Below are 23,646 nucleotides of genomic sequence, written 5' to 3' on the forward strand. Positions count from 1 at the left end.
CTAGTGGTTCATCACAGTGGTTTTGACTCTTTGGCGGCAACTGGATAGGCGCGACCGAGTTTGGCGCGGGCTTTGTCGGTTGTGAACATCCATTTGATGCGGTCTCGCGCCTTGTTTCGCTGCCGTTGCCATGCTGCGATTTCTTTTCGAAGCCTTTTGGGATCGTCGATGCGACGGCCGAGACACTGGCGCTGCAGCACGCTGATCTCGCACTCGACCATATTGAGCCAGCTGGCGTGTTTCGGGGTGTAGTGGAACTCGAGGCGGCGCAGGATGCGACGGGCCTCGGCAGGCGCAAATGCCTGATATAGCGCGCCGGCCGTATGAATCGACAGATTGTCCTGCACCACACGGATGCAGGCGGCATTGGGATAGTGGACGTCGACGAGTTCGCGCATGCAGTGCGCGTAGTCGACCGCGGCGCGGTGGTCTGTAACCTTGACATTGCGCCAGCCGCGATGCGGATCGAAGGTGACGAAGAGATTGACGGTACCGTTGCGGCGATATTCGTAATCGTAGCGCTCGCGCTGTCCCGGTTGGGCAGGGATCGGCTGGCGTACCTCGCCGATCAGCTGGACTGGGGTCTCGTCGAAGCAAACCAGGGGCCGCTCGGGATCCGGCGCCTCGGCGTAGAGATCGAGCACATCCTCCATCCGGGCGACGTATTCGCCGTCGACATGAGGAATGCACCACATATCCCGGCGCCACGGCTTGAGGTCGTTGTCGGCCAGCCGGCGGCGCACGGTCTCGCCCGACAGGCTGGCGTGATCGGTGAGCTTGACCATCGCGTCGGCCAGCAATGTCAGCGTCCAGCGTTTGCGGCCGGCGGGCGGCTTGGCGCATGCCGTCGCCACCAGCAGGGCCTCTTCCTTGCCTGTCAGCTTGCGTTCCGCGCCCGGACGCGGCTCCTCACTCAAGGCCCGCTCCAGATTGCCTTCTACGAAACGGCGTTTGGTCCGGCCGACGGTGGAAAGGCTGACCCGGACGGTTCGGGCAATCTCCGCGTCGCAGCTGCCTGAATCGGCCGCCAGCACAATCTGAGCCCGTTTGAGTTTGCGGGCGGAATGCGTGCCGCCGCCGAGCATTGCCGTCAGTTCGTCCCGCTCGGCTTGGCTCAATTCGACCCGATAACGTACATTCATGCTTCGCCTCCTTGTCGGAGGCCGGGACGAATCCAGCTATGAGTCAAAAATCAGGCGCGCACTTCACCGAGAAGCAGGGACACTATCTCGCTTTCATCCATACCTACTCGTACATGTTCGGACAGCCGCCCGCCGAGGCCGACATCCAGCGGCATTTCCGCGTCAGCCCGCCGTCAGTCCACCAGATGATCCTCACCCTCGAACGCAACGGGTTCATTCGTCGCCAGCCCGGCGTCGCTCGAAGCATCGAGATCCTCTTGCCACCCGAAAAGTTGCCTATCCTCGGATGGCTCGGTATCAAAACGTCAAAATCACTGTGATGAACCACTAGGCCCATAACTCCGAAAAAGATTGGCCAAAATAACCCTCCTCCCGAAGTTGCAGACGCCTCTTCAGAAGTTAGTTCGGTTACACCATAGCCTGACATATCGGTCTTCATTGATGTCTCCTTTTCAAATGATTAGATCATTCAGCGACGCCAGTCGGCGGCTCCTGCCGGCGCGAAAAGAGAGCGACTCAAGGGGCGTGCCAAATGCGCAACAAGAGGCCCGGACGAACCGTTCTGCATCTTATCCAAAGGCTTAATCGAGAGTACGGCGGTACGCGGGCCGGACAACATCACCGTGTCGCGGACGCGACAAACCCGACAACGGATGCAACGCAAGTACATCGGGAGACGGCGGCGAGTAGATCCTACAAGTTCAGGACAATGAAGAAACAGCGCTTCCGCGATGTCACGCGATCGAGCAATGGTCTTCCATAGATCAGGGAATATAGACGCATTTCGACAAAGATCGTGAACGCCTACGGCTGGCTCGGCCGGTACATTGAAGCGAATGCGGAATTTGGTGGAGATCCTCGGCGTGGATGAAGCTCGCCGCCGCCATCTAATGCGCGGTCATATGAAGACGGCAGATGAGAGCTGCTGGCGCACAGCCCGATTTCATGACATTGCTTTTGCAAGGGGAGGGCGCGTTCGCGGTGCGGATCGGGCTCTATGAGCTGCTCTCACCGAGCCTTCGGCGCGGCCTTCTGGGTAACGATCTCTCGCGCAAGGCATGAGCTCCTCGCCGGGGGGACTCGCAGGAGGGGCTCGCCTTCGGCGACCGCTACCACTGCCCCTGTCCCGGGTGCCGCTGTTAACCGGTCTTCTCTAACCGGGGTTGAGACGTCAAGTACCAAATCTGATCCAATTACCGCATTGTGGTTGTGCCTTCCGAACCAACCGTGGTGTCAAGGCTATCCGGCGATCGCGCTTCTCTTCGAGGTCGGGGTCCCCGCCTCGTGATGATGTTCGTGAAGAAGTGGCGGGACCATCTCGGGGACGCAGTCGCGGAGCGATTTGCTCGCGCTGCAGACCGGTTATCACCCTCGCCATTCCTCGTCCTGCCGGACTCCTTGACAGCCTTCCGGCCGTGTTCTGCTGATCAGTGCATTCGGGATGACGAGCCCTTGCTGGCGGGAAGGGCGACAAGTTCAACATGGAACCCCTTCAAGTTGTGATGAGGTCAGACTCCGCCGATTTTGCCCAGAACGCGTTCTCTCCTTCGCCGGCGACGGCGGAGGTCTCATGGGGTAGGTTTCCTGGCTTTCTCGGCCATTTGCTTGCTCCTGGTTGGATTTGCCGCAAGCGGCAGGACCGGCCAACGTTCCGATACCGGTCTTTGCCGGCATTCGGTTGGTCCGAAGGATATCAGCGCAGGACGTGGGCCATAAGGACACCACGGGGAGTGTGGCTTCCCCAATGCAATGCGTGCTGGGCACAGTTTGTCGGACGGTTGTAGCCGAGCCGAACGCTGGTGGCATCGCTTGCATCGGGGGAAGTGAGGATCGGCGCGGTCAGCGTTCGCCAGTGTCATGTGCCAGCGGTACGCTCTTTTGTAAGACGAAAACTGTCATTCCGTGGGCTACTGTAGGGAAGCCCAACTTTCATCGCTCTGGTCGATATCCTTCAATCCGGAGGGTCGGCAGTTGCCAAGAACCATAATGGAAGTTAATGCCGGCCCCGGCTGGCAAGTTCAGCGACCCCAAGGTGGGGAAGAGGCCTGTAGGCTTGAATAGCTCCGGGTTGGCGAAGAGTGGAAGTTCGACATTCGCGAGCACTTTTGCGGTTTCAATCGAATAGACCACATCCTGCGCGGCCCGCTGCGTAGCGCCTTTCATCCAGACCTGAAGAAAGCCGATCTGATCGGTTGCGGAGCGCGTGGAATTGACTTTCCCGAAGAGCTCCATCGCCTGCGTGGATTCGGTTTGAATTCGCTCCTGCCAATGCGAATAGATGTCGAAAAACCTTTTCGAGAATTCTGTCTGAGTTCCGATGGCTCGCTTGGTAAAGTCCCAAAATGCACCTGTTGCAATGCCAATGTCATCGTTGAGTCTGGCTTCCTTGTTCATCACCATCTCCCTGTCATTGTTATGATTGCTCGCGCCAGCACTGGTGCACTGGAACGTCCAGTGTGAGAACGACACCAATGGGAAGCACCTCGTCGAAACACATGAGCAATTCGTCACGCGGCGCGCTTTCAAGATCCTTGCGCAGCAACATGACGCAAGGAGTCGACCCTGCAGCCCTGCTCAGCTCGGCGCTGACCCAAGGGCCGCTCCGGATTTGACGGGCGGCAGCACCAGTTTGGTCTTGATTGATCAATCGAGCAGGCCTCATCTGAACCCGGGCCGGAGACTGCATGAGCGCGTCGTCGCCATCACGGTGCTCCAATCTGTCCCAGCAATCGCCGTGCCAGTAACGAGGTTGTGCGAGCCCTTTCTGAAGAGCAAATTATCTGCTTTGCGCCACGCCACTGGAATGCATCCGCCGTCGTGTAAACGTTCGGACATCCGTGTTGTCAGGCGGACAGATCTGAAGGTCCCAAATGACAGCAACTGCCCGGACCGATATTTTCGAACCTTTCGAAGTAGCATCCGCTGGACCGCCCAATCTCACCGGAGCCAGAATGGTGATCACGCTGTTTGAGACGAATGAGATGACCCGCCGCCTTTCGGTTCTGCCCACACCATTGCGCTGGCTTTGTACGAGATAGAACTTCTGTATCCAGGCTCTGGAGCGCGATCTGATGTGCGGGGTGATCGAACTGCTGTTTCTGAAAGCCCGCGCAGATAGCGCCTCGTCCAGCTCTTCTTGCGCGGATAGGTGCGTCCGTGCTTGAGCATGAAGGTGCTCACCTGCTACCGGTGGACCCGTATTGTCTCAACCACCGCGGCTCGGCTACGGACGAGATCTCGCACCGCTTCGTGGCTTTCATCGGGAACCTATACCGCCGTTAACTCGCCGGCGCGCAGCACCGGGTACGAGAAACAACGTCCCGGCGGTTCGTCTTCACGAGATCGTCGGGCTTCCTCGGGATCATCGACGGCACAACCGGGGTGCATTCGTGGCCGGACAATCCGATTAGGCGATATAGACCGTAGCCCCTCGGGGCCGGTCCGTAACTGAAATGCACGCGATCAAAACGACCGGCTATTCGCTCGACAATTCGGCGCATGCTGCTCGCCGCCGCATCGGCCTTACCGAAGAAACGAACCTCTCCTTCCCGGCTAGCTTCCCCAATCGCGATGCCATTCCTCAGCTTCGCGATGTTTTTGTCGGCACAGAAGTTGCTCAATTCTCACAGCCTCGCCGTATCGCGGGACTGACGGTGATGCTTAGGGAGCGGAGCTGCGACAGGGCAACTCCGCTCCTGAATTTCCTGTTATGATGCCAATTAGCGGAGCAAAACCATGGAATATGTCGCGCTGGGGATTGCCGCGGTCATATTCGTCGCGATTGTTGTCGTTTTGTCTTGGGCTATTCGGAAACCTTAGCGCCGAGTTGATTGGCTATCTAACAGGGGCGCGGACCCAGCGAAGAACATTGACGTATGCCGTTTGAGAAGGTTTTGCAGAAGCGATTGACCAACTCTAAAGAGGGTCGACGCTACGTGTACCCACGTCTCGTGACCGACCAATCCTGGTAGGTGGCCCGCGGGAGTTTCCAAGGGTACACCTTGACGGCACCTTTGGGCCATCACCAGGGCGCGCTGATTAGCTTTACTGGCTGAGGCTGGCTGTTGAAGTTAGGGGCGCGTGGTAGAGACAGCTTCCGATTCACTTGACGGCGGGGAGCGCGTCACGTCCGCGCTGCTTCAGATTGGGCGAAACACATCCACCGAGTATGACAGGCACTCTTTTCCCTCCTAGCTGAGCCGTATTGCAGAGATCGAGTGTGAATTAGCCGATGACGCCGTTGCAGACAATCAGCGATTGGTTCGAAAAACAGCACGCGCAAGTACAAGGCGAAATCACTGCTGGCATGGCGTTGCTTTTAGACTTCGACGATGCTGACTTTCTTCCACTCGACAGCGAAGAGAAAAGCGAGTTTTTCCGGCAGTGGCTGAGCGAGGTGGGATTGCCAGCCTATGCGGTCGTTGGCCGTGCTTTGACGTTCCGAGCTTGTTTTGAATATTTTGCGGAGAGCAGGTTTACCGAGGCTTCGTGGAGGCAATCCGAAGAACTCTTTCGTGAAGCTCTCGAAGAGACTAAAGGTAACCCTCATTCTGATGCTGCGCGTTTTGCTCCAACTGCACAAAGGCTCCTTGACGAGATGCCCGCCCGAAGAAGCAGGTGGATCGAAGGCAGGCAGTCTTGGAGAGAACTAGCCGATGGAAGCCTAACACCCGACGCTCTCAGGAAATGGGTCACCTCACAAATGGGCGATGCTGGCAATGGCTGAGCGGGAATAAGTAAGTTGGGTATCGAGGACATGGCCCGCGACGAGGCTACGGCGCAGCCGCTTGGCCAAGTTGTTCATGTCATACTTGCTAGCCGTCCGTCCCGCGAAGAGAAGCATAGCTCTGCGGCGGAGATTGCGGCGTCCACTTTGTGGCTTACCTCACAGGGACCCCTGCAGCAATTAAGCGTCACGTGCTGAAGGAATATCTCGGGTCGGCTGTGTCGCGCAAGGCGTCGTCAAGCGCCGCCAGCTAGAACGATGTGGCGACCTCAATGATCGAACCTGGCCCGGCGAACAGACCCCGATGCGCCTGCAATTCCATCGTGCCGTCGTAAACATGGAAATATGGAGTGCAAACAGCGACGATTATTCATTCGTGATTAGCTTCGAGAGCCCCTCGGGTCCCGGCTTTCGCGGCAGGCTAGGCTACGTCGCGTCGTGGCGTCCGCTTGACCAGAGCCGTGGCGCGATCAAGATTCTCGGCTCACCGTTCCAAACCTTCGCTGAGGCTGAGGACGCCAGCAACACCATGCTGAATTACCTCAACGACGAAAGTAATTCCGTCCGCCTGGAAAGTTGAAGCTCCCGTAAATCGACGATTGCCGTGGGGCCATCGCACGCGGCGCCGACCAGCCCGCTGGGACACACCATCACCCTCGTGACGGCCGTGAATTCCCTGCTTTAGCGCAAGTGCTTCTATCCACTTTCCAACCTCATCTTGTCGACCAAACCTTCAGCGCCAGTACGTCAGAAATGCTCGTTACTTGGTTTTAGCGAATAGGCACGTCCAGTGGTCCTCAGAGCGGGATCCGGGTCGCAGTCCCTCGCCAATGGCCCGCGATAATTTTCGACAGTAAGCTCGCCAGGATCAAAACACCGAGGATCAGTAGCACGACCATTACTGCGCGGCTCCTATCACAAGTCTAAGATTTGTCATTTGCGCTCGCTACCTTCTTCGTCGGGCACCCGTCAGTTGTGGTAGTTCCCGGTGCTTAAGCCATGTGTTCGTATATGCGCGCCGGTCAAAAGCCGGCCCAGCTGCTTGGGCAGGGTTAGAAGTGGCTCAAGTTCCCGCCAGCGCTGCCAAGTGGCGTTCAGCACCTTGGCATTAACCGGTGCTGCAAGGTCTTGAGAGATCCCCAAGAGACCTCCCGTGCCTTAGGAAGAGGAAAGTCATGTCAGATACTTCTCTTGCGACTCAGGAGTTTGCGACCCCCGAACACGCCGCGGAAGCATTGGCCGCTGGGAGGGTTCGGACTGAAACAAAGAGTTCGGCGCAGCGCGTTTGCTTGGAGCTCGCTCCAAACGGTTGGTTCCGGCTCAAGTGGTCTGCGAAAGGAACAAATTCGTATGATTGGATCGGTCTTTATTCGGACCCCTCGCAGCCAGATAGCAACTACATCGGACGAAACAATTGGCAATGGGCGGTCAACGGGGACTCCTACCTGACCGGTACAGGGGCCACGCCAGGCTATGAGGCAAGGTTTTTAATCTGGGAGCATGCGTCCAAAAAGTACAAGTCTGTAGCAAGGACCGGGCCGTTCCCAGCAACCAAGCAGTGTTCATCCTAATCGGCGCCTCCCTGTCGGACTGGGCTCACATCGGCCAGCACAACGTCGGCGGGAGGTCGCCGTTCGAGCCTCTCGCCAAACTCTAGGCCTTCAGGCGCCTCGGCGTCGAGGGGATGCTCGCCAAGCAGGGCCAGTATCTACCCTTCATCAACGCCTACACGCGCAGCGGCCCGCCGCCTGCCGAATGAGATATCCAAGGACACTTGGGATCCCCGCCCACTGGCCACCAGAGATGGTTTTGACCGCGCAACGCGCGGGCATCATCAAACGCCAGCTCGGCTCGCCGCGCAGCATCGAGCTGCACTGCAACGAAGTGCTGGTCCCTCCTGCGTAGCTACCGTCTGGGAAATCCCAAATGAATAAGTCAATTCCTTTGTGTCGAGGTTCTAGCCGCTGTGAATGGCCTGATCCGGATCGAACCACACGTTGTTAAACGGAGCTGTAACCTCAACTCCGAATCGGAACAGGGGCCATCTCCCGGCCCGGTTAGGCCGGACGCACACTAAGGAATGTACAAGAAGGCCAATAGTGCGATCGCGGCAAGAACGAAGATCACCACTGACTTGTTGATCACTGTACGTCTTTCGAGTTTCTCAGCCGCATATCCGAAACGTCGAGCGATATGAGCAGGCTGTCTCGCTCAAGATCTTCCATCGAGTGCTCAGCCTGTAGCGGGTAAATCAACTGTAGCCGCCGAAACTCTTTCGCGTTTCGCATTGTGCCTGCGCGCACAGCCATACGCATTACCCCCATCACAAAGTCCCCATCACGAACGCGACTCACATTGCGTATTCCACGGATGGTGATCAGCGATTGCAGGCGATCGTGATCACGGATTCCAGACGATGGTGATCACTTGCGGAGGCGAACACGACTGACGTGTTTATGTGTGCTGGAAATGGTCTTCCTGGTCAAGACAGACGGGAGGGTTTGGAGATCGGTCCGGCGGTCCATGGGAGGGCCCCGCGCGCGGCGCGGAGTGGCCCCCACGAGCGACGCAGCGGCGTGCGCGGGAGGGACCTGTGGGGCGGTGGGGCGATCGGGCGTGCGGTGGTCACGCGTTTGTCCTATCGTCGGCGCGCCGACGCAGGCTGTCGCCTTTGAGCTCAATGCGGTGAGCGTTGTGAATGATGCGGTCCAATATGGCGTCTCCAAGCGTGGGATCACCGAACACGACAGAGTGCCCCTATTTTGGAACGGGTGGTGTCTCACGTCACGATCACGGACCCGCATCATTTTCTGTCCGGGCACCGGCTTGAGGTGCTGAAGGAGCGGTCGGGGCGCGGTCCCGCCTACGTCGTTGTCGCGCTGCCGGACGGGCGGCGGCGGGCGGTTCGGATCGCATCGACGGACCTTGCGGAGACGCCGATCGCTTCCCGCCCGAACGCGGCCGATCTGCCGCGTATCAGTGCACGTACGCTGATCCCATTGATGCAACATTTGAGCGCGAGTCTGGGCCTTCTCGACGAGAAGGTGATTCGCGATGACCCACCGACCACTTCCAGGTCGCGTTGCGTATCGACCCCTGCCGACGTTGGCAAATCCGCCCGGCCGTCCAACAGCCGACATTCCGCGTCTCTGGCCGAATCTATCGACCGCGACGCAAACGCAGATTGCTCAAACGATCGCCGCGCTGATGCGGCGAATGCAAGCGATCCCCGGCACGCCCGGAAGGGGACTGGGTCGTGCTGATCAGCTCGAACATCGCTGACGAGCGGCTCACGACCGCGCACCGAGCCAAGTTGGCCTATGTCTACGTGCGGCAGTCATCCGTGAACCAGGTGCGGCAGCATCAGGAGAGCACCGAGCTGCAGTACCGCCTTGTCGATCGGGCCATCGGTCTGGGCTGGCCGGCCGAGCGCGTCCAGGTGATTGACGAGGATCTGGGCAAGTCCGGTGCTGGCGGCGTGGATCGTCATGGTTTCCAGAAGCTCATTGCCGAGATCAGCCTTGGCAACGCAGGTCTTGTGGTGAGTCTCGACGCTTCTCGCTTGGCCCGCAATAACCGGGACTGGCATCAGCTTCTCGAACTGTGCTCGGTATTCGGCGTGCTCATTGCGGATGGTGAGCGGCTTTACGATCCGCGCGCCTACCACGACCGGCTGCTGTTGGGCTTGTCCGGCATCATGAGCGAGGCCGAGTTGCATCAGCTTCGGATGCGCCTTCACCAAGGGGAGCGCCAAAAGGCGGCGCGGGGCGAACTGCGGCTGCCCCTGCCAGCCGGGCTCGCCTGCGATCGAGCGGGCACGATTATTCTCAATCCCGATGAGGAGGTGCAGGCCCGTCTGCATCTGGTGTTTGCCAAATTTCGGGAACTACAAAGCGCTCGCCGTGTGATGCGTTACTTGGACAGGAATGGATTGTCCTTGCCGGCTCGACCGCTGCTTGGACCATCTCCACACGAGATCGTCTGGCGTGCGCCAGATAGTGCACGCGTCCTTAGTATCCTTCAAAATCCGGCCTATGCTGGGGCGTATGTTTATGGCCGCCGGCAAAAAGATCCGAGCCGATGCCGGCCGGGATCGCTGACGGGGACGGTCAAGGTGGCGATCGCGGATTGGGCGGTTTGCCTCCACGCCGCTCACCCAGGCTATATCAGCTGGGAGGAGTTCATGGCCAACCAGGGGCGACTGGCAGATAACGTCTGCCGCTATGAGGCAGGACACTCTGGCGTACCGCGCAAGGGGGCAGCCCTGTTACAAGGAATTGCGATCTGCGGCCGTTGTGGACGGCGCATGAGCATGCGCTATACGGGCCCGAATGCCGATTATCCAGTCTATTGCTGCCGTTCGGATCGGGACCAGCAAGGCAGTGCACGTGCCAGGAAGTCCGGGCCTTGGCGGTTGACGCGCTGGTTGAGCGGGTGGTCCTCGATGCCCTGGTGCCGGATCAGATTGAGATCGCACTCGCAGCGGCGGGCCAACTGGAGCAGGAGAGCCGTCAGCTCGAGCGCCAGTGGACGCTTCGCGTGGAGCGCGCCCGCTACGAGGCCGAGCGTGCTCGGCGTCAGTATGACGCCGTAGAGCCTGAGAACCGTCTTGTGGCGCGCTCACTTGAGCGGGTTTGGGAAGAGAAGCTGCGTGTCGTCGAGACGGTCGAGCAGGAGCATGCGCGTTGGCGCGCGCAAGAGCCGCTTCTGATTGGCCCGGCGGAACGCGCAGGGCTGCAAGCGCTCGGCGAGAACCTTCCACGGATTTGGAACACGGCCACCACGTCGGCAGCCGATCGCAAGCGCATTCTGCGATTTGTCATCCGCGAAGTCGTTCTTGATCAGAAGCGGGCTCGAGGTCAGGTGTGGCTCAAGATCGTCTGGCAGACCGGCGCAATCAGCGAGCATCACTTGCAACGGCGCGTTCACACCTACCGCGATTACGTCGACATTGATCGGTTGCGGCAACGGATCGTCGAGTTGAATGCTGAACACAAAATGGATTCCGAGATCGCGGCAATACTCAATCAGGAAGGCTTCGTCGCGGCCCTAGGCTGCGTGTTCAAAGGCAAGAACGTCTGGGTGTTGCGTACCCGCTGGGGCATTCCCACCGTCAAAATCAACGGCATGGACAAGAATCCGATGCGCTGGCCCGACGGTAGCTTCTCGATTCAGGGCGCAGCAGCTGAGCTTGGAGTAACCCCGCAAACGGTGCTCGATTATCTCGCGCGCGGATTGCTGGCAGGTCGTCAGTTAGCCAAAGGCCAGCCATGGCAGATCGAGCTCTCAAACGAACAAATCAGTCAGCTTCGCAATCGGGTACGACGTACCAAGCGTTCGAAGAAGGAGGCATCATGAAGTCATCGGCTCGGCAATCACGTCATGCCATTGCGACACGGGGACCTGACTTGTGATCAACAATGATCCCTTGTCGTAGCGATCATCGACGATCTCGAGCAGATCTCGGCGCTGGTCGGCGGTGAGCGGTTCGGGTCCCCAGTCGTCCAGGATGAGCAGGTTGACGCGCTCCAGCGTCGCGATCAGGCGAGCGAGACGGCCTTCGCCGCGCGCCTGGGCGAGATCGGCGAACAAGCGGGGCACGCGCTTGTAGAGGACGGAGAAGCCGTCGCGGCAGGCTCTGTTGCCGAGCGCGCAAGCCAGCCAGGACTTGCCGGTGCCGGTCGGACCGACGATGACGAGATGGTTGTGCTCGCGGATCCATTGGCAGGTGGCGAGGTTCTGAAAGAGGGAACGATCGAGACCACGAGCGGTGCGATAGTCGACATTCTCGATGGCGGCCGCCTGCCGAAGCTTGGCATTGCTCAAGCGCCGTACGAGGCGACGGTTGTCGCGGGAGGTAACCTCGCGATCGACGAGGAGACCGAGCCAATCGGGGTGCGGCATCCCGGCGGCCTCGGGATTGTTCTGCAGTTCGATGAGGGTATCGGCCATGGCAGTGAGGCCGAGTGCGCGCAGGCGTTCGACGGTCGGATGAATGAGCACGATGATCTCCTGATCAGTTGTAGTAACCGCGGCCGCGGATGTTGGCGTGGAAGAGGATGGGCGCCTCCTGGGTCGGAGGCGCGGTTTTGTCGGTGCCGTTCTTCAGGATGGCAGCGACCGATTTGTAGGAACGGGCGTTGAGCAAAAGGGCACGGGCGCAGGCGGCGTCGACACGTTCCTCGCCGTAGCGCTTGACCAGTCCGAGAATGCCGATGGCCGAGCGGAAGCCCTGTTCCGGGTGCGGCCGCGACCGCAGGATGACGTCGATCAGCGTCTCGGCGTCGGGCCCCACCTTAGCGGCTTCGGAGCGGATGCGCTCATGCGTCCAGTCGCGGTAGCGGCGATGCGAGCTCGGCATATGCTCGGAGATCGTTGTCGGGCGGTGCGGCAGGGTGCTGCGCAGATGCGAGGCGACGCGCTTGCCGCGCAGGAAAATCTCGACGGTCTTTAGGGTGATCCGTGCCTCGACCTCCTCATGGACGAGGTTGTGGGGGACGCTGTAATAATGTTTGGCAATCTCGACATGATAGTCGAGGTTCACCCGGCAACGCTTCCACTCGGCATACTCGTAAGGCTCGTCGGGCAAGGGGGTGAGTGCTGGCCGGTCGAGTTCCTCGAACAGCTCGCGCCGACTTCGTCCCCAGCTCCTGAGCGGTCGGTTGTTAAGATCGACGAGAAGCGCATGGATCGCTTCATTGAGGGCGGCAAGCGAGAAGAAACGGCGGTTGCGTAGCCGCGCCAGAATCCATCGCCCGACGATTTGGACGCCCACTTCGACCTTGGCCTTGTCGCGCGGATGATGCGGCCGTGCCGGAACAATAGCGGTGCGGTAATGGCGGGCGAGATCGGCATAGGTCCGGTTGACCATCGGCTCGTGAAAGCACGCCCGGGTGATGCCGGCCTTGAGATTGTCGCTCACCGTTTGCCGGGCGGCTCCGCCGAAATAAGCAAACGCGCGGACGTGGGAGCCGATCCAGTCCGGCAAGTTCTGGCTGAAGCTGGCCTCGGCGTAGGTGTAGTTCGAGGCACCGAGCACGGCGACGAATATCTGCGTGCTGCGCACCTCGCCGCTGAGCCCGTCGACCACCTCCATGGTGTGGCCGGAATAGTCGACGAACAGCTTCTCGCCGGCGACATGGACTTGGCGCAGGGTCGGCTTGAGGCGGCCAGCCCATTCCCTGTACCGTTCGCAGAACCACGAATAGCTGAAACTGTCGGACTTGGAGTCGCAATACTCCTCCCACAACAGCATCAACGTCACGTTCCTCCGTCGCAACTCGCGATGAACCAGCGCCCAATCCGGCTGCGGGCGCTCGTCGCTGGGCAGATCGGACGGTGGCGGAAACAGGCGGTTCTCGAGCCGGACATCGTCATTGAGCTCCGGCGGTAACGGCCAGGTCAAACCTGCGCGGCGTGCTAGGTTGAGGTACTTGCAGACCGTGCCCTGGGCCAGGCCTAGGCTGCGGGCAACCGTACGCTGCGACATGCCGACGCTGTAGTGCAGGCGTAAAACTTCGCGAATATGGCGCATGGACAGTCTCTCTGTCGGCATCTCGATCCTCTGCTGTCGGGCAAAAGACCAAGCTACCTGGGTTGCAGACTGTCAGTGGTGTTCGGCTCGCTGTCCCCGATCATGATCCGCTGGAAATAGCGATCACGATCCTGTGGAATTGGTGATCACAATCCCCTGGAAACGGTGATCACGATGCTCTGGAATGAGTGATCACGATGGCCTGGAATTGGTGATCACGATCGTCTGGAACGCGCAACTCACATCGAGGCGAATTAAAATAGCCACTGCGAGATGCCCGAAAGCTGTCGGCGAGGTGCGGAGTGTATATGAATGCGAGCCCGCCAAATCAGGTAGTTGAACGACAGCGTTATCTTAGCAAACTCCGCGGAGTCTGTATTTCACGCGGAGGACAGGCCATGAGGGGCGGTGATGAGAACGAAAGAGAAGGCGAAGAAAGGAGCAACGAAGGGCGGAGGCAAGCACGAATTTATCGTGCTGAATCTGACCAAAGAAAAGCTCAAGGGGCATGTTTTGTGGGAAAGCAGCGGCGACGAGATCAAGATCGATGTCAATGGTCTTGAGTCTGGAAAGGGCTCGCTGCGAAAGCGGTCGTACCCGTCCAGTGGCAATCGGGTCTATTGGCGATCGTCGGAGCGAGACAGGGAATCCGAGCTGAATTGTTGGCATGGCTACGCCCATGCCATTGTAACCATCAGCGACTACGGAATCCGGGTGCTTGCTACCGACACGAGCCCCGATACGTGGAAATGGTAGCGCAACGTCGACACTGACGCCGCACGTAAGTGGCCATTCTTAGCTCTGCGTGTTTTCGTCCATTTCAAGGGTGTGCTGGACGCCCGCCCTAGAACGTCGAACAAGGAAGCGACGAAAATGAGTCGGAACGAACTGGGGACGCTGCGGCGAACGTTCTAGCCAAATCCCCGCAAAAGCGGGAGCAACATTGATGTTGAATGTTGAGTCTAGGAGCCGACCTGTCCGCGAATTTCACTAAGCGTCTGCCGGACGAGCAACCGGAGGATAAACAATGCCGGAAGTCAGAGGCATTCCATTCGATGCACCCCTTTATCACGGAGATAGAGAGCACGGCAGCGCGTTTCTTAACTGCCAAGCCGTACAAGCGGTCTTTACAATTGCGAGCGATGTGGAGCGCCTGTTGCCAAAGCAGTTAACACCTGCCGCAGATCCTGCGGTCGGTGTTGTAGGTATAGCGAATTACGGCTCGAGCATCGTCGGACCATATCTCGAGCAGTACTCTGGAATCGAAGTTCGTGATCCGGGTGGGGAGACCGGTTTCTATATACCCTATATCTATGTGACGACAAATGATGCAGCCCTCGCGTCGGGACGCGAGATTCTCGGCGCGCCGAAAAAGCTCGCTCACATCGCGTTGACCCGCGAAGGCAGCCTGATTCAGGGAACGCTCGAGCGACCGACAGGTAAGCGTCTGCTGACTATCACTGCTCAACCAGACTCGCGCTTGAGAGCAGCGGCACGGCAGATGTTTTCCACACACACCAACTTCTATTCGGTCAGGCATTTGCCCCCAGTAAATCAATTTGGGAAAGGCGCCGCCACACAGCTGGTGAAATGGTGCACAAACCGAACGTTCCGACGAGACGCGGGGGGCGAAGAAGTACTATTCACGGGCCCCGTTTCACTAACTTACGACTCGCCGTCGGTCATCGATCCCGTGCACAATTTGAAGGTTGGCGAGATCATGCTTGGTACGTACGAGGAGTACGATTCTAGCCTCCAGGCAATCGATCTCCTTTCAGACGCGTAAACCGTCGGTGCTGCAGCGGCTCTTTGGGCCAGCGATTGACGGCACTAGCTTGAGAGGATGGTTTCGGAATTATCCCTTGGGCGTTCAGAACGAAGCTCATAATCCGCACGAAGTGAGTACAGCCATGAACTGCGTATTCCTTTTTGCGTCCCGTCTTCAACCGATGCCGAGCGTCATGTACTTAGCGTCGATCAGAGCCAATTGCTTCTTTGCAATGGTTATCTCTCGGCATGGGCGGGCTTGGCGACGGTGGGCGATCGCATTCATCCGCCTGTTTCGCGAATTTACGCGATTGTCCTTCGGTACAAAGCGCCGAGTTTGGCAGTTATCAGAGCAGCACGATGCGCGCCTCTTCCGAGGCTACATTGCATCACATACGGCGAGGACTACGTCATGGCACGTGTGAGTGAAAAAGTCATTCTGGTGACTGGCGCGGCGCGGGGGATGGGAGCGGCACATGCCCGTTTGCTGATTGCGGAGGGCGCTCGAGTCGTAGTCACTGATATCCTTGATGCAGATGGAGAGGCTCTCGCTGCCGAACTGGGAAATGCCGCCCTTTACGTACACCAGGATGTTAGCGAGCCGAAATCGTGGGCAACGGCGGTCGCGGCCGCAGAGAGCACCTTTGGCGCCTTACATGGGCTCGTCAACAATGCGGGTGTCGCCAGCATGGCTCCGATCGAACAGTTCCCACTCGATCAATGGAACAGAACCCTAGCAGTCAATTTAACGGGCGTATTCCTCGGCATCCAGGCTGCCCTACCAGCAATTCGGCGCGCCGGCGGAGGTTCGATCGTCAACGTCTCATCGGTCGAGGGACTGCGAGGCAGCCCTGGCCTTCATGCTTATGTCGCCTCCAAGTTCGGCGTGCGGGGTGTCACCAAGTCTGCCGCGCTAGAGGGGGCGGCCTTCGGTGTGCGTGTCAACTCAGTTCATCCTGGCCTCGTCACCACGGCGATGAGTGAGGGCTTGGATCCGGCCCTTTTTCCAATTCCATTGGGACGGGCGGCCCAGCCGCTCGAAGTGTCTCAGGCGGTCGCATTCCTGCTTAGCGACGAGTCCAGTTACATGACTGGTGCTGAGATAGTCCTCGACGGCGGCTTGACGATCGGCGTCCCGCATAAATGTGCGGCCCTGGAGGACATGTTTTCGTGACATCGATGGACGTGCTGGCCAAGCGGAGCGAACAAGCCATGTACTACAGCAGCGGAAACTATGAAGCCTTTGCCCGCCCTCGTAAGCCCGTTTCTGTCGACAAGAAGAATGCTTGGTTCATCGGTGCTGGTCTAGCGGCGCTTGCCGGTGCGGCGTTCCTCATTCGCGATGGACATATGGCCGGTAGCCGGATCACAATTCTGGAGCGGTTGATGCTGCCGGGCGGTGCGCTCGACGGGATCAAACAGCCCGAAAAGGGATTTGTCATTCGGGGTGGCCGGGAAATGGAAGACCATTTCGAGTGTCTATGGGATCTGTTCAGGTCGATCCCATCATTGGAAGTGGAAGGCGCCAGCGTGCTCGATGAGTTCTATTGGCTGAACAAGGATGATCCGAACTACTCGTTACAACGAGCGACGGTGAATCGGGGGCAGGATGCCCATACAGATGGCCTCTTCAACCTGACCGGGAAGGCGCAAAGCGAGTTGATCACCATCTTTCTCGCTAGCCCTCGGGAGATGGAGAACAAGCGCATCGATGAAGTGCTTGGGGAGGATCTTCTAAGAAGCAATTTCTGGCTCTACTGGCGCACAATGTTCGCCTTTGAGGAATGGCATTCCGCGCTGGAAATGAAGCTGTACCTCCATCGATTCATCCATCACATTGGCGGGCTCCCGGATTTCAGGGCACTGAAGTTTACCAAGTACAATCAGTACGAATCTCTTGTTCTGCCATTGTGCAATTGGCTGGCGAAGCAAGGTGTCGTCTTTCAATTCGGCGTTGAAGTCAATGATGTCGATTTCGAGATCCGGCCCGGATACAAGCAGGCCACGCGCATCAACTACCAGAGGGACGGTGTCAGCGGCGGAATTGATCTTTGCGCCGACGATCTCGTCTTTGTGACAATCGGGTCTTTGACGGAGAACTCCGACGCCGGCGACCATCATACGCCCGCCAAAATTTATGAAGGTCCTGCTCCAGCATGGGATCTCTGGCGGCGTATCGCGACGAAGAGCACGGCGTTCGGCCGGCCTGACGTTTTCGGCGGCGACATCCATGCGACCAAGTGGGAATCTGCGACCATCACGACCTTGGACGCGCGCATCCCAAACTATATCCGCAAAATCGCAAAACGCGATCCGTTCAGCGGCAAGGTCGTCACGGGAGGCATCGTTACGGTGAAGGATTCGAGTTGGCTGCTCAGTTGGACCGTGAACCGCCAGCCGCACTTCAAGCATCAACCAAGAGACCAAATTGTCGTCTGGCTCTATTCTCTCTTTGTCGACAAGCCGGGTGACTTCGTGAAGAAACCGATGCAAAACTGCACAGGCGCGGAGATTACGCAGGAATGGCTTTACCACCTTGGTGTGCCCGTTGCGGACATACCGCAACTCGCCGAGACGGGCGCAAAAACAGTTCCCGTCATGATGCCCTACGTCACCTCCCTTTTCATGCCGAGGCAGGCGGGCGACCGACCAGATATTATACCACAGGGAGCTGCCAATTTCGCTTTCATCGGACAATTTGCCGAGTCGGCCGAACGAGATTGTGTTTTCACCACCGAATATTCGGTTCGCACAGCGATGGAGGCCGCCTACACCCTTCTTAACATCGAACGCGGAGTCCCGCAGGTGTTTAACTCAACCTACGATGTTCGTAAAATATTTGCCGCTATCGCTCGAATATGTGACGGCAAGGAAGTGCAGGTTGAACCAGAGTTTCTGCGCAAACTATTGCTGAAGACCGTTGAGGCTACTGAACTTAGAGGATTGCTCGATGAACATCTTTTAATCTCCAATTGACGAGAGAAATGTCCCGCCTCCGCCAATGCGCGATGTTGAGAGGAACGCCTGATCTAAGCCAGCTACAACTGTTTTGCGATCGCCTAGGTGAACCCGACCAATTCGCGGGTCCCTTGGCGACGCCTAAGCAACTAGCCTGCTCAGCAACATCAGCTAGACGAAGGGGGTGCGGAAAAGCTCTGTATGCGCGCTTCGAAGGATAGCCATAGACATGGGTTGGCAGCTCCTTTCTCTCGATGCTCGTCCGAAATTCCAGACAATCCATGGCTTGACCCTTCCGTCATCGTTAATGACCTAAAGATCACGAAGTCCTGGTCCTGCGGCCGCTAAAAGAGAGAAGCTCAAGAGTCATGCCCGCTCCCCGGCAACGGCTTCAGAAAGGTTGTTCTGTAATTATTTAATGGCTTGACTGTGAGCGCGGCGGCAGTTCGGCCGAACGTGATCGTGTCTCGGACGTGACAAAACCGACACCAGGAGGCAACGCAAGGTACGTCGAGAGAGCGGCAACGAGTAGATCGTGCAAGTCCAGTCCCATGAAGAAGGGGCGATTCGTAATGTCATTGGGACGGTTGAATGTACGTTGGCGCTCCGAGTGCGATAAGCGGTCGAAAGTCTCCCGTCTGATTGCCTTATCCTCAACGCACTGCCGAGGCTCACGATGGCTGTGTTGCTTGTGTCCTGCGCGGGCTGCAGAACTTGAGAGCATGCAAGCTCTTCACGTCAACTTGCGCTTTCCTTTGCGTTTTCCAGCGACGCGTGCAAGCCGAGCAAATGGGGCCTGTCACTGAACGCGTCACGTTCGACTCCTTGACACGTCCACCGAGCAGGCTAAGGAGCTCCCGGGTACCGATATGCGAACGGCTCGGTTCGTATGGGCTTAAACTCCATTATCGCCGAGGCAGTGTGGCTTGTGCCCGCGTGCAGGCTGTCGGAGGCTAGAGAGCGTGCAAGCGCGGGCTATCGTATACGGGTGGCTCGGTTCGGTATGGGCTCAAACTCCATCCGACCAAAACCCGCTTCGTAGACCTCCGGTTCAAAGGCCCCGGGTGGGCGTCATCCCGCGATGGCCAGGAGGCCACATTCGACTTTCGTGGTTTCACGCATGTATGGAGGTCAAGGGAGTGCAATGGTCGCTGCTAGCCCACTTAAAACTCCCACAACCGCCCAACCATCCTCCCGAAGTTGTAGACGCTTCTTCGGGAGTTAATTCAGTCACACCATAGGCTGCCATATCGGACTTCATTCTCGTCTCCTTTCAGATGGGAAGATCAGTCAGTGATGTCGGCAGCTCCTGCTGCCGGGCAACCATCGTCAGACCGAAGGCGATCCGAATTCCAACTCCGGAAGCGGCAAGGAGAATAACCAGAACGTGCCCCGTCTGAAGGCCATCTGGCAGGAAATGGAATCGTCGAGCTGCAAGGCAGGTTAGCTGCCCTGGCTGGCGTTCGAAAGCAGCAAGCGGGCGCAAAGACCCTTGGGCTTATTGTCGCGCAGCAGCAGTGATCCGCCATGAGCGGTCGCGATCGCCTGCGCGATCGAGAGGCCCAGCCCGAACCCGGCAGTCTCGTCCATGGTGCGGGCTTCTTCGCCCCGCACGAAGGGCTCCAGCATCGCCGTCTTCTTCTCGTTCGGGATTCCCGGGCCGTTGTCGCAGACCTCGACGACGATCTGGTCGCCGGCAAGCGACAGTGCGACGATCACCTCGGTCCCGAACCGCGTTGCATTCTCGACGAGGTTTCCGACCGCACGGATGATCTCATCCCGCCGCACGGTGACCGCGGCCCGGGCCGGCCCCCGATAGGTCACCGCATGCCCGCAATCGGAAAACTGCTCGCAGACCATCTGGAGCAGGGCCGCAAGATCCACCAATGTCGGCTTGACGGCGCTCTCGCTGCGCAGCAACGACAGGACGGATTCGAGCATCGACTGCATCTGGTTGAGATCGTGCAATGTCTGTGCGCGCTGCGTCGGGTCGTCGATATATTCCGAGCGCAGCCGCAGGCGCGTGATCGGAGTGCGCAAATCGTGGCTGATGGCCGCGAGCATCCGCGTTCTGTCGTTCATCAGCGCGGTAATCCGCTCGCGCATCCGGTTGAGTGCCTTGGCCGTCGAGCGGATCTCCTCGGGTCCGGTTTCGGGCAGGGGCGCGGACGACCGGCTCAGGCTGAAATCCTCGGCAGCCCGTGCGAAGGCGGACAAAGGCGAGCTGAGCGCGCGGCCGGCCCATACGCCGAGAAGCGTAACGCTTGCGACGAGGAACAGCGGCGTGCTCGTCCACAGGCCGCTGACGAACGGCGGCATCTTGGGGGATCCGATGGCACCCTCGAGCACCTCGTCGTTGGGCAGGTAGTACCGCACCCGTTCGTCCTCCGACGAGGTGCCTCGCAGGATATCGACCTGGCCGTCGAGCGGCGAGGGGACGGTCGTAAGGCTCAGGCCGAGCGGCGGCGCGACGGAACCCGGGCTGCCCTCTCTCAATTGCAGCTTCAGCCTGGGAAAAGTGCGGTGGATGTTGTCGAGAACGATGCCGCGCTCCGATCGCGGCGTGGTGGCCATGATCCGCGCCGCCAGCTCGAATTGCTCCATGGGCCGGCTCGTCAACAGCATCGGCCGGTTGAGCAGGAAATATCCGGCGATCAGGACATGGATCACGACGAGCGAGACCAGGATCAAGGCCGCGATCTGGCCGCTGATCCGCCGGAGGCTGAAGAGCGCGACGATGTTAGCTAGCCGGCTCACGGCTGCTCCACCTCCGGCGTGAAGATGTAGCCGCCGGTCCGCACGGTCCGGATCATGGAGGTGCCTTCGCTCCTGTCGAGCTTGCGGCGCAGCCGGCTCACCAGCACGTCGATGCTGCGGTCGAAGGCGCCGCCAGGCCGGCCGCGCGTCATGCTCAAGAGGTTGTCGCGGTTGAGGATCCGGCCGGGCCGTTCGCAGAAGGCCTGAAGCAGGTCGAATTCAGCACTCGTCAGCGGCACCTGAGCACCCTCGGGATCGCGCAATTCGCGCATCCGGAGGTCGATCGACCAACCGCGGAACTTGAGGCGCGTCGCGGTCGGCCCCGCCGCGGGCCCGCCCGACTGCCGGCGCAACACCGCGTTGATCCTGGCGAGCAGCTCGCGCGGGTTGAACGGTTTCGGCAGATAGTCGTCGGCGCCCATCTCGAGCCCGAGGATGCGGTCGAGATCCTCGCCCTTCGCGGTGAGAATGATGATCGGCGTCGTGGACTCCACGCGCAGGCGGCGGCAGAGGCTCAGGCCGTCCTCTCCTGGCAGCATCAGATCGAGCACGATCAGGTCGACCCGGTTCTGTGAGAGGTAACGGTCCATCTCGCGGCCGTTTGTGACCGCGCCGACCGCGAATGCGTGCTCGCGCAGATAGCGGGCGATGAGGTCCTTGGTCTGTAGATCGTCCTCGACGATCAAGATGTTATGCGTGCCGTTGGCCATGAGGTGGATCAATTTCGGATCGTCGATCGGTGCTCGAATTGCGGGCGAATGTCGTGCCCGGGAAACTACGGTCATGGTGCAATCCTACGGTCAGTCACGGGTCAATGCCACCACGGGATCGAGGAATGCCGCGCGGCGCGCGGGGAAATAGCCGAAAGCGACGCCGATCCCGGTGGAGGTCAGGAAGGCCGCTCCGATCGAGAAGGATGAATAGGTGACCTGAAAGCCCGGCATCGCGAGGTTGATCGCGGCGCCAAGGAGGATCGCGACGAGAATGCCTGCGATGCCGGCGATGGAGGAGATCAGCGTTGCCTCCACCAGGAACTGCTGGAGGATATCGCCGCGCCGGGCACCGACCGCCATCCGGACACCGATCTCGCTGATCCGCTCGGAGACGGACACCAGCATGATGTTCATCACGCCGATCCCGCCGACGACGAGGGAGATGACCGCGATCGCCGCCACGAGGAAGGCCAGGGTCTGCGTCGTGCTGGTGATGGTGCGGCGGATGTCGTCGGTGTTGAGAATGACGAAGTCCTTGGTGTTGTGACGCTGCGTCAGCAGCGTGGTGACGGCGTCCTGCGCCAGCGTCGTCGAGATCTCGTCGCTGATCCGAAGCAGCACGCTGCGAAGCGCGCGATCGCCGGTGAACTGGGTCTGCACGGTGGTGTAGGGGAGATAGACCGACAGGTTCTGGTTCGAGCCAAATCCGCCCTGCTGCTGGGCAATCACGCCGACGATGCGGCAGGGCACCTTGCCGAGCCAGATGACGCGGCCGATGCCGGCGGTCTGGTCATCGGCGAAGAAGGTCTTGCGGGTATTGTCGTCGATGACGACCTGCCGTTCGATGTTGCGTACCGCGTCGGTATCGAACAGGCGGCCTTTCGCGAGCTTGGCGCCCTTCACCTGGAAATAGCTCTCGCCGACACCGTTGACCAGCACGTTGGATTCATTGCCGCGGTATCGGACCGTGGTGCTGGTCGAGACCGTCGGCGTCACACCGGCGATGAAGCTTTGCCGGCCCAGGGCACGGGCGTCGTCGAGGACCAGCGTCTTGATTTTGCCGGCGCGCGCGTCGCCAAAATCCTTGCCGGGAAAGACCTCGATCGTGTTGGTGCCGAGGCTCGAGATGTCGGACAGGACCTTGCGCTGGGACGCATTGCCGAGCGCGACGACGGACGACACCGCGGCGATGCCGATGATGATGCCGAGCATCGTCAGGAATGCGCGCAGCCGGTGCGCGGCCATCGAGACCAGCGCCATCTGCGCGGCCTCGCGCAGGCGCCGCAAGGCGCCGGACCAACTGAGGCCGCTGTCCCAGGAGGCCCGGGCGCTCCGCTCGGGCGAACCCGATGTGTCCGTCGTCCCGGTGCGGCGGTCCGAGACGATCTTGCCGTCGCGCAGCTCGATGATGCGCTCGGCCCGCGCGGCAACGTCGGAATCGTGGGTGACGATGATGATCGTTCGCCCTTCGTGGTGCAGCTCGGCCAATATCCTCAGCACTTCGTCGCCGCTGCGCCGATCGAGCGCACCGGTCGGCTCGTCGGCCAGGATGACCTCGGCGCCGTTGATCAGCGCCCGCGCGATCGAGACACGCTGCTGCTGGCCGCCGGAAAGCTGGTTCGGGCGATGACCACTTCGTTCGTTCACGCCGAGCCGCGCGAGAAGCCGATCTGCGCGCGTGCGGCGCTCGCGCGCCTTCATCCCGGCATAGATCGCGGGAATCTTGACGTTCTCGGCGGCTGTCAGATCGCCCAGCAGATGGTAGCGTTGAAAAATGAAACCAAAGTGCTCGCGGCGCAGCGCCGCCAGCGCGTCGGCGTCGAGCTCTGAGACGTTCTTGCCGGCGGCGCGATACGCTCCGGACGTCGGGCGATCCAGGCAGCCAAGGATGTTGAGCAGGGTCGATTTGCCCGAACCGGACGAGCCGATGATTGCGACCATCTCGCCCGGCTGGATGCTCAAGGAGAGATCGTCGAGCGCGACCACCGTGGTGTCGCCGGCCGCGAATTCCCGGCGGACGGCATCGAGCGCAATGATCGGATCGGTCAT

Annotated in this window: 17 protein-coding genes and 3 pseudogenes; 11 read left to right on the plus strand and 9 right to left on the minus strand. The window is 59.7% G+C overall.

Going from position 1 to position 23,646, the window contains the following annotated elements:
- Positions 1 to 11: 11 nt before the first annotated feature.
- On the minus strand, positions 12 to 1,142 hold the full coding sequence (locus tag AXW67_RS32235) for an IS630 family transposase (protein WP_063675747.1): 1,131 nt from the start codon (positions 1,140 to 1,142) through the stop codon (positions 12 to 14).
- Positions 1,143 to 1,180: 38 nt separating this feature from the next.
- Between AXW67_RS32235 and AXW67_RS32240 the strand changes: the two genes are divergently transcribed.
- Together AXW67_RS32240 and AXW67_RS42910 are read left to right on the plus strand one after the other, a co-directional pair.
- Positions 1,181 to 1,462: a LexA family protein gene (locus tag AXW67_RS32240; protein WP_063675745.1), complete on the plus strand. Its 282-nt coding sequence runs from the start codon at positions 1,181 to 1,183 to the stop codon at positions 1,460 to 1,462.
- A gap of 595 nt (positions 1,463 to 2,057) precedes the next feature.
- Positions 2,058 to 2,204, plus strand: coding sequence for a hypothetical protein (locus tag AXW67_RS42910; protein WP_161491314.1), 147 nt, complete (start codon positions 2,058 to 2,060; stop codon positions 2,202 to 2,204).
- Positions 2,205 to 3,071: 867 nt separating this feature from the next.
- On the opposite strand, the gene AXW67_RS32245 is transcribed toward AXW67_RS42910, so the two are convergent.
- Complete coding sequence (locus AXW67_RS32245) at positions 3,072 to 3,536, minus strand: hypothetical protein (protein WP_136624117.1); 465 nt, start codon at positions 3,534 to 3,536, stop codon at positions 3,072 to 3,074.
- Positions 3,537 to 4,192: 656 nt separating this feature from the next.
- A pseudogene (locus AXW67_RS44495) lies at positions 4,193 to 4,714 on the minus strand (transposase); the annotation flags it as partial.
- On the opposite strand from AXW67_RS44495, the gene AXW67_RS42340 reads away from it, so the two are divergent.
- The 3 genes from AXW67_RS42340 to AXW67_RS32260 all read left to right on the plus strand — a co-directional run bounded on the left by AXW67_RS42340 (position 4,595) and on the right by AXW67_RS32260 (position 6,448).
- On the plus strand, positions 4,595 to 4,855 hold the full coding sequence (locus tag AXW67_RS42340; RefSeq protein WP_145928016.1) for a hypothetical protein: 261 nt from the start codon (positions 4,595 to 4,597) through the stop codon (positions 4,853 to 4,855). The pseudogene AXW67_RS44495 and the gene AXW67_RS42340 sit on opposite strands and share 120 nt — an antisense overlap.
- Before the next feature lie 518 nt (positions 4,856 to 5,373).
- The gene (locus AXW67_RS32255; protein ID WP_063681174.1) at positions 5,374 to 5,868 is read left to right on the plus strand and encodes a hypothetical protein; all 495 of its coding nucleotides are present in this window, start codon (positions 5,374 to 5,376) and stop codon (positions 5,866 to 5,868) included.
- A 304-nt stretch (positions 5,869 to 6,172) separates the two neighbouring features.
- Positions 6,173 to 6,448 carry a hypothetical protein gene (locus tag AXW67_RS32260; RefSeq protein ID WP_063681175.1) on the plus strand — a complete coding sequence of 92 codons (276 nt, stop codon included), beginning with the start codon at positions 6,173 to 6,175 and terminating at the stop codon, positions 6,446 to 6,448.
- A gap of 2,045 nt (positions 6,449 to 8,493) precedes the next feature.
- Here the strand turns inward: AXW67_RS32260 and AXW67_RS41110 are convergent.
- Positions 8,494 to 8,613: pseudogene (locus AXW67_RS41110) on the minus strand (ATP-binding protein); the annotation flags it as partial.
- Positions 8,614 to 9,220: 607 nt separating this feature from the next.
- On the opposite strand from AXW67_RS41110, the pseudogene AXW67_RS41120 reads away from it, so the two are divergent.
- A pseudogene (locus tag AXW67_RS41120) lies at positions 9,221 to 10,195 on the plus strand (recombinase family protein); the annotation flags it as partial.
- 80 nt (positions 10,196 to 10,275) lie between these two features.
- A complete protein-coding gene (locus tag AXW67_RS42345; RefSeq protein WP_063681178.1) occupies positions 10,276 to 11,226 on the plus strand; it encodes a hypothetical protein in 951 nt (316 codons plus the stop codon).
- On the opposite strand, the gene istB is transcribed toward AXW67_RS42345, so the two are convergent.
- Both istB and istA read right to left on the minus strand, forming a co-directional pair.
- Positions 11,221 to 11,871 carry an IS21-like element helper ATPase IstB gene (gene istB / locus AXW67_RS32280; protein WP_082908116.1) on the minus strand — a complete coding sequence of 217 codons (651 nt, stop codon included), beginning with the start codon at positions 11,869 to 11,871 and terminating at the stop codon, positions 11,221 to 11,223. The genes AXW67_RS42345 and istB overlap by 6 nt on opposite strands.
- Before the next feature lie 13 nt (positions 11,872 to 11,884).
- Positions 11,885 to 13,423, minus strand: coding sequence for an IS21 family transposase (istA, locus tag AXW67_RS32285; protein WP_082908117.1), 1,539 nt, complete (start codon positions 13,421 to 13,423; stop codon positions 11,885 to 11,887).
- A gap of 390 nt (positions 13,424 to 13,813) precedes the next feature.
- Between istA and AXW67_RS32290 the strand changes: the two genes are divergently transcribed.
- From AXW67_RS32290 to AXW67_RS32305, 4 genes are all read left to right on the plus strand, one after another.
- Positions 13,814 to 14,158 carry a hypothetical protein gene (locus AXW67_RS32290; protein WP_063681180.1) on the plus strand — a complete coding sequence of 115 codons (345 nt, stop codon included), beginning with the start codon at positions 13,814 to 13,816 and terminating at the stop codon, positions 14,156 to 14,158.
- Positions 14,159 to 14,429: 271 nt separating this feature from the next.
- Positions 14,430 to 15,188 (plus strand): acetoacetate decarboxylase family protein, encoded by a 759-nt coding sequence (locus AXW67_RS32295; protein WP_063681181.1) that lies wholly within the window; start codon positions 14,430 to 14,432, stop codon positions 15,186 to 15,188.
- A gap of 393 nt (positions 15,189 to 15,581) precedes the next feature.
- Positions 15,582 to 16,343 (plus strand): glucose 1-dehydrogenase, encoded by a 762-nt coding sequence (locus AXW67_RS32300; RefSeq protein WP_063681182.1) that lies wholly within the window; start codon positions 15,582 to 15,584, stop codon positions 16,341 to 16,343.
- Positions 16,344 to 16,381: 38 nt separating this feature from the next.
- On the plus strand, positions 16,382 to 18,145 hold the full coding sequence (locus AXW67_RS32305) for an oleate hydratase (RefSeq protein ID WP_063681191.1): 1,764 nt from the start codon (positions 16,382 to 16,384) through the stop codon (positions 18,143 to 18,145).
- A 1,425-nt stretch (positions 18,146 to 19,570) separates the two neighbouring features.
- On the opposite strand, the gene AXW67_RS32310 is transcribed toward AXW67_RS32305, so the two are convergent.
- The 3 genes from AXW67_RS32310 to AXW67_RS32320 all read right to left on the minus strand — a co-directional run bounded on the left by AXW67_RS32310 (position 19,571) and on the right by AXW67_RS32320 (position 23,646).
- Positions 19,571 to 20,884 carry an ATP-binding protein gene (locus AXW67_RS32310; RefSeq protein WP_063681183.1) on the minus strand — a complete coding sequence of 438 codons (1,314 nt, stop codon included), beginning with the start codon at positions 20,882 to 20,884 and terminating at the stop codon, positions 19,571 to 19,573.
- On the minus strand, positions 20,881 to 21,594 hold the full coding sequence (locus AXW67_RS32315) for a response regulator (protein WP_063681184.1): 714 nt from the start codon (positions 21,592 to 21,594) through the stop codon (positions 20,881 to 20,883). Before AXW67_RS32315 ends, AXW67_RS32310 begins: the two co-directional genes overlap by 4 nt.
- A gap of 90 nt (positions 21,595 to 21,684) precedes the next feature.
- Positions 21,685 to 23,646: a MacB family efflux pump subunit gene (locus tag AXW67_RS32320; protein ID WP_063681185.1), complete on the minus strand. Its 1,962-nt coding sequence runs from the start codon at positions 23,644 to 23,646 to the stop codon at positions 21,685 to 21,687.

Source organism: Bradyrhizobium neotropicale (assembly GCF_001641695.1).
Classification (GTDB): Bacteria; Pseudomonadota; Alphaproteobacteria; order Rhizobiales; family Xanthobacteraceae; genus Bradyrhizobium; species Bradyrhizobium neotropicale.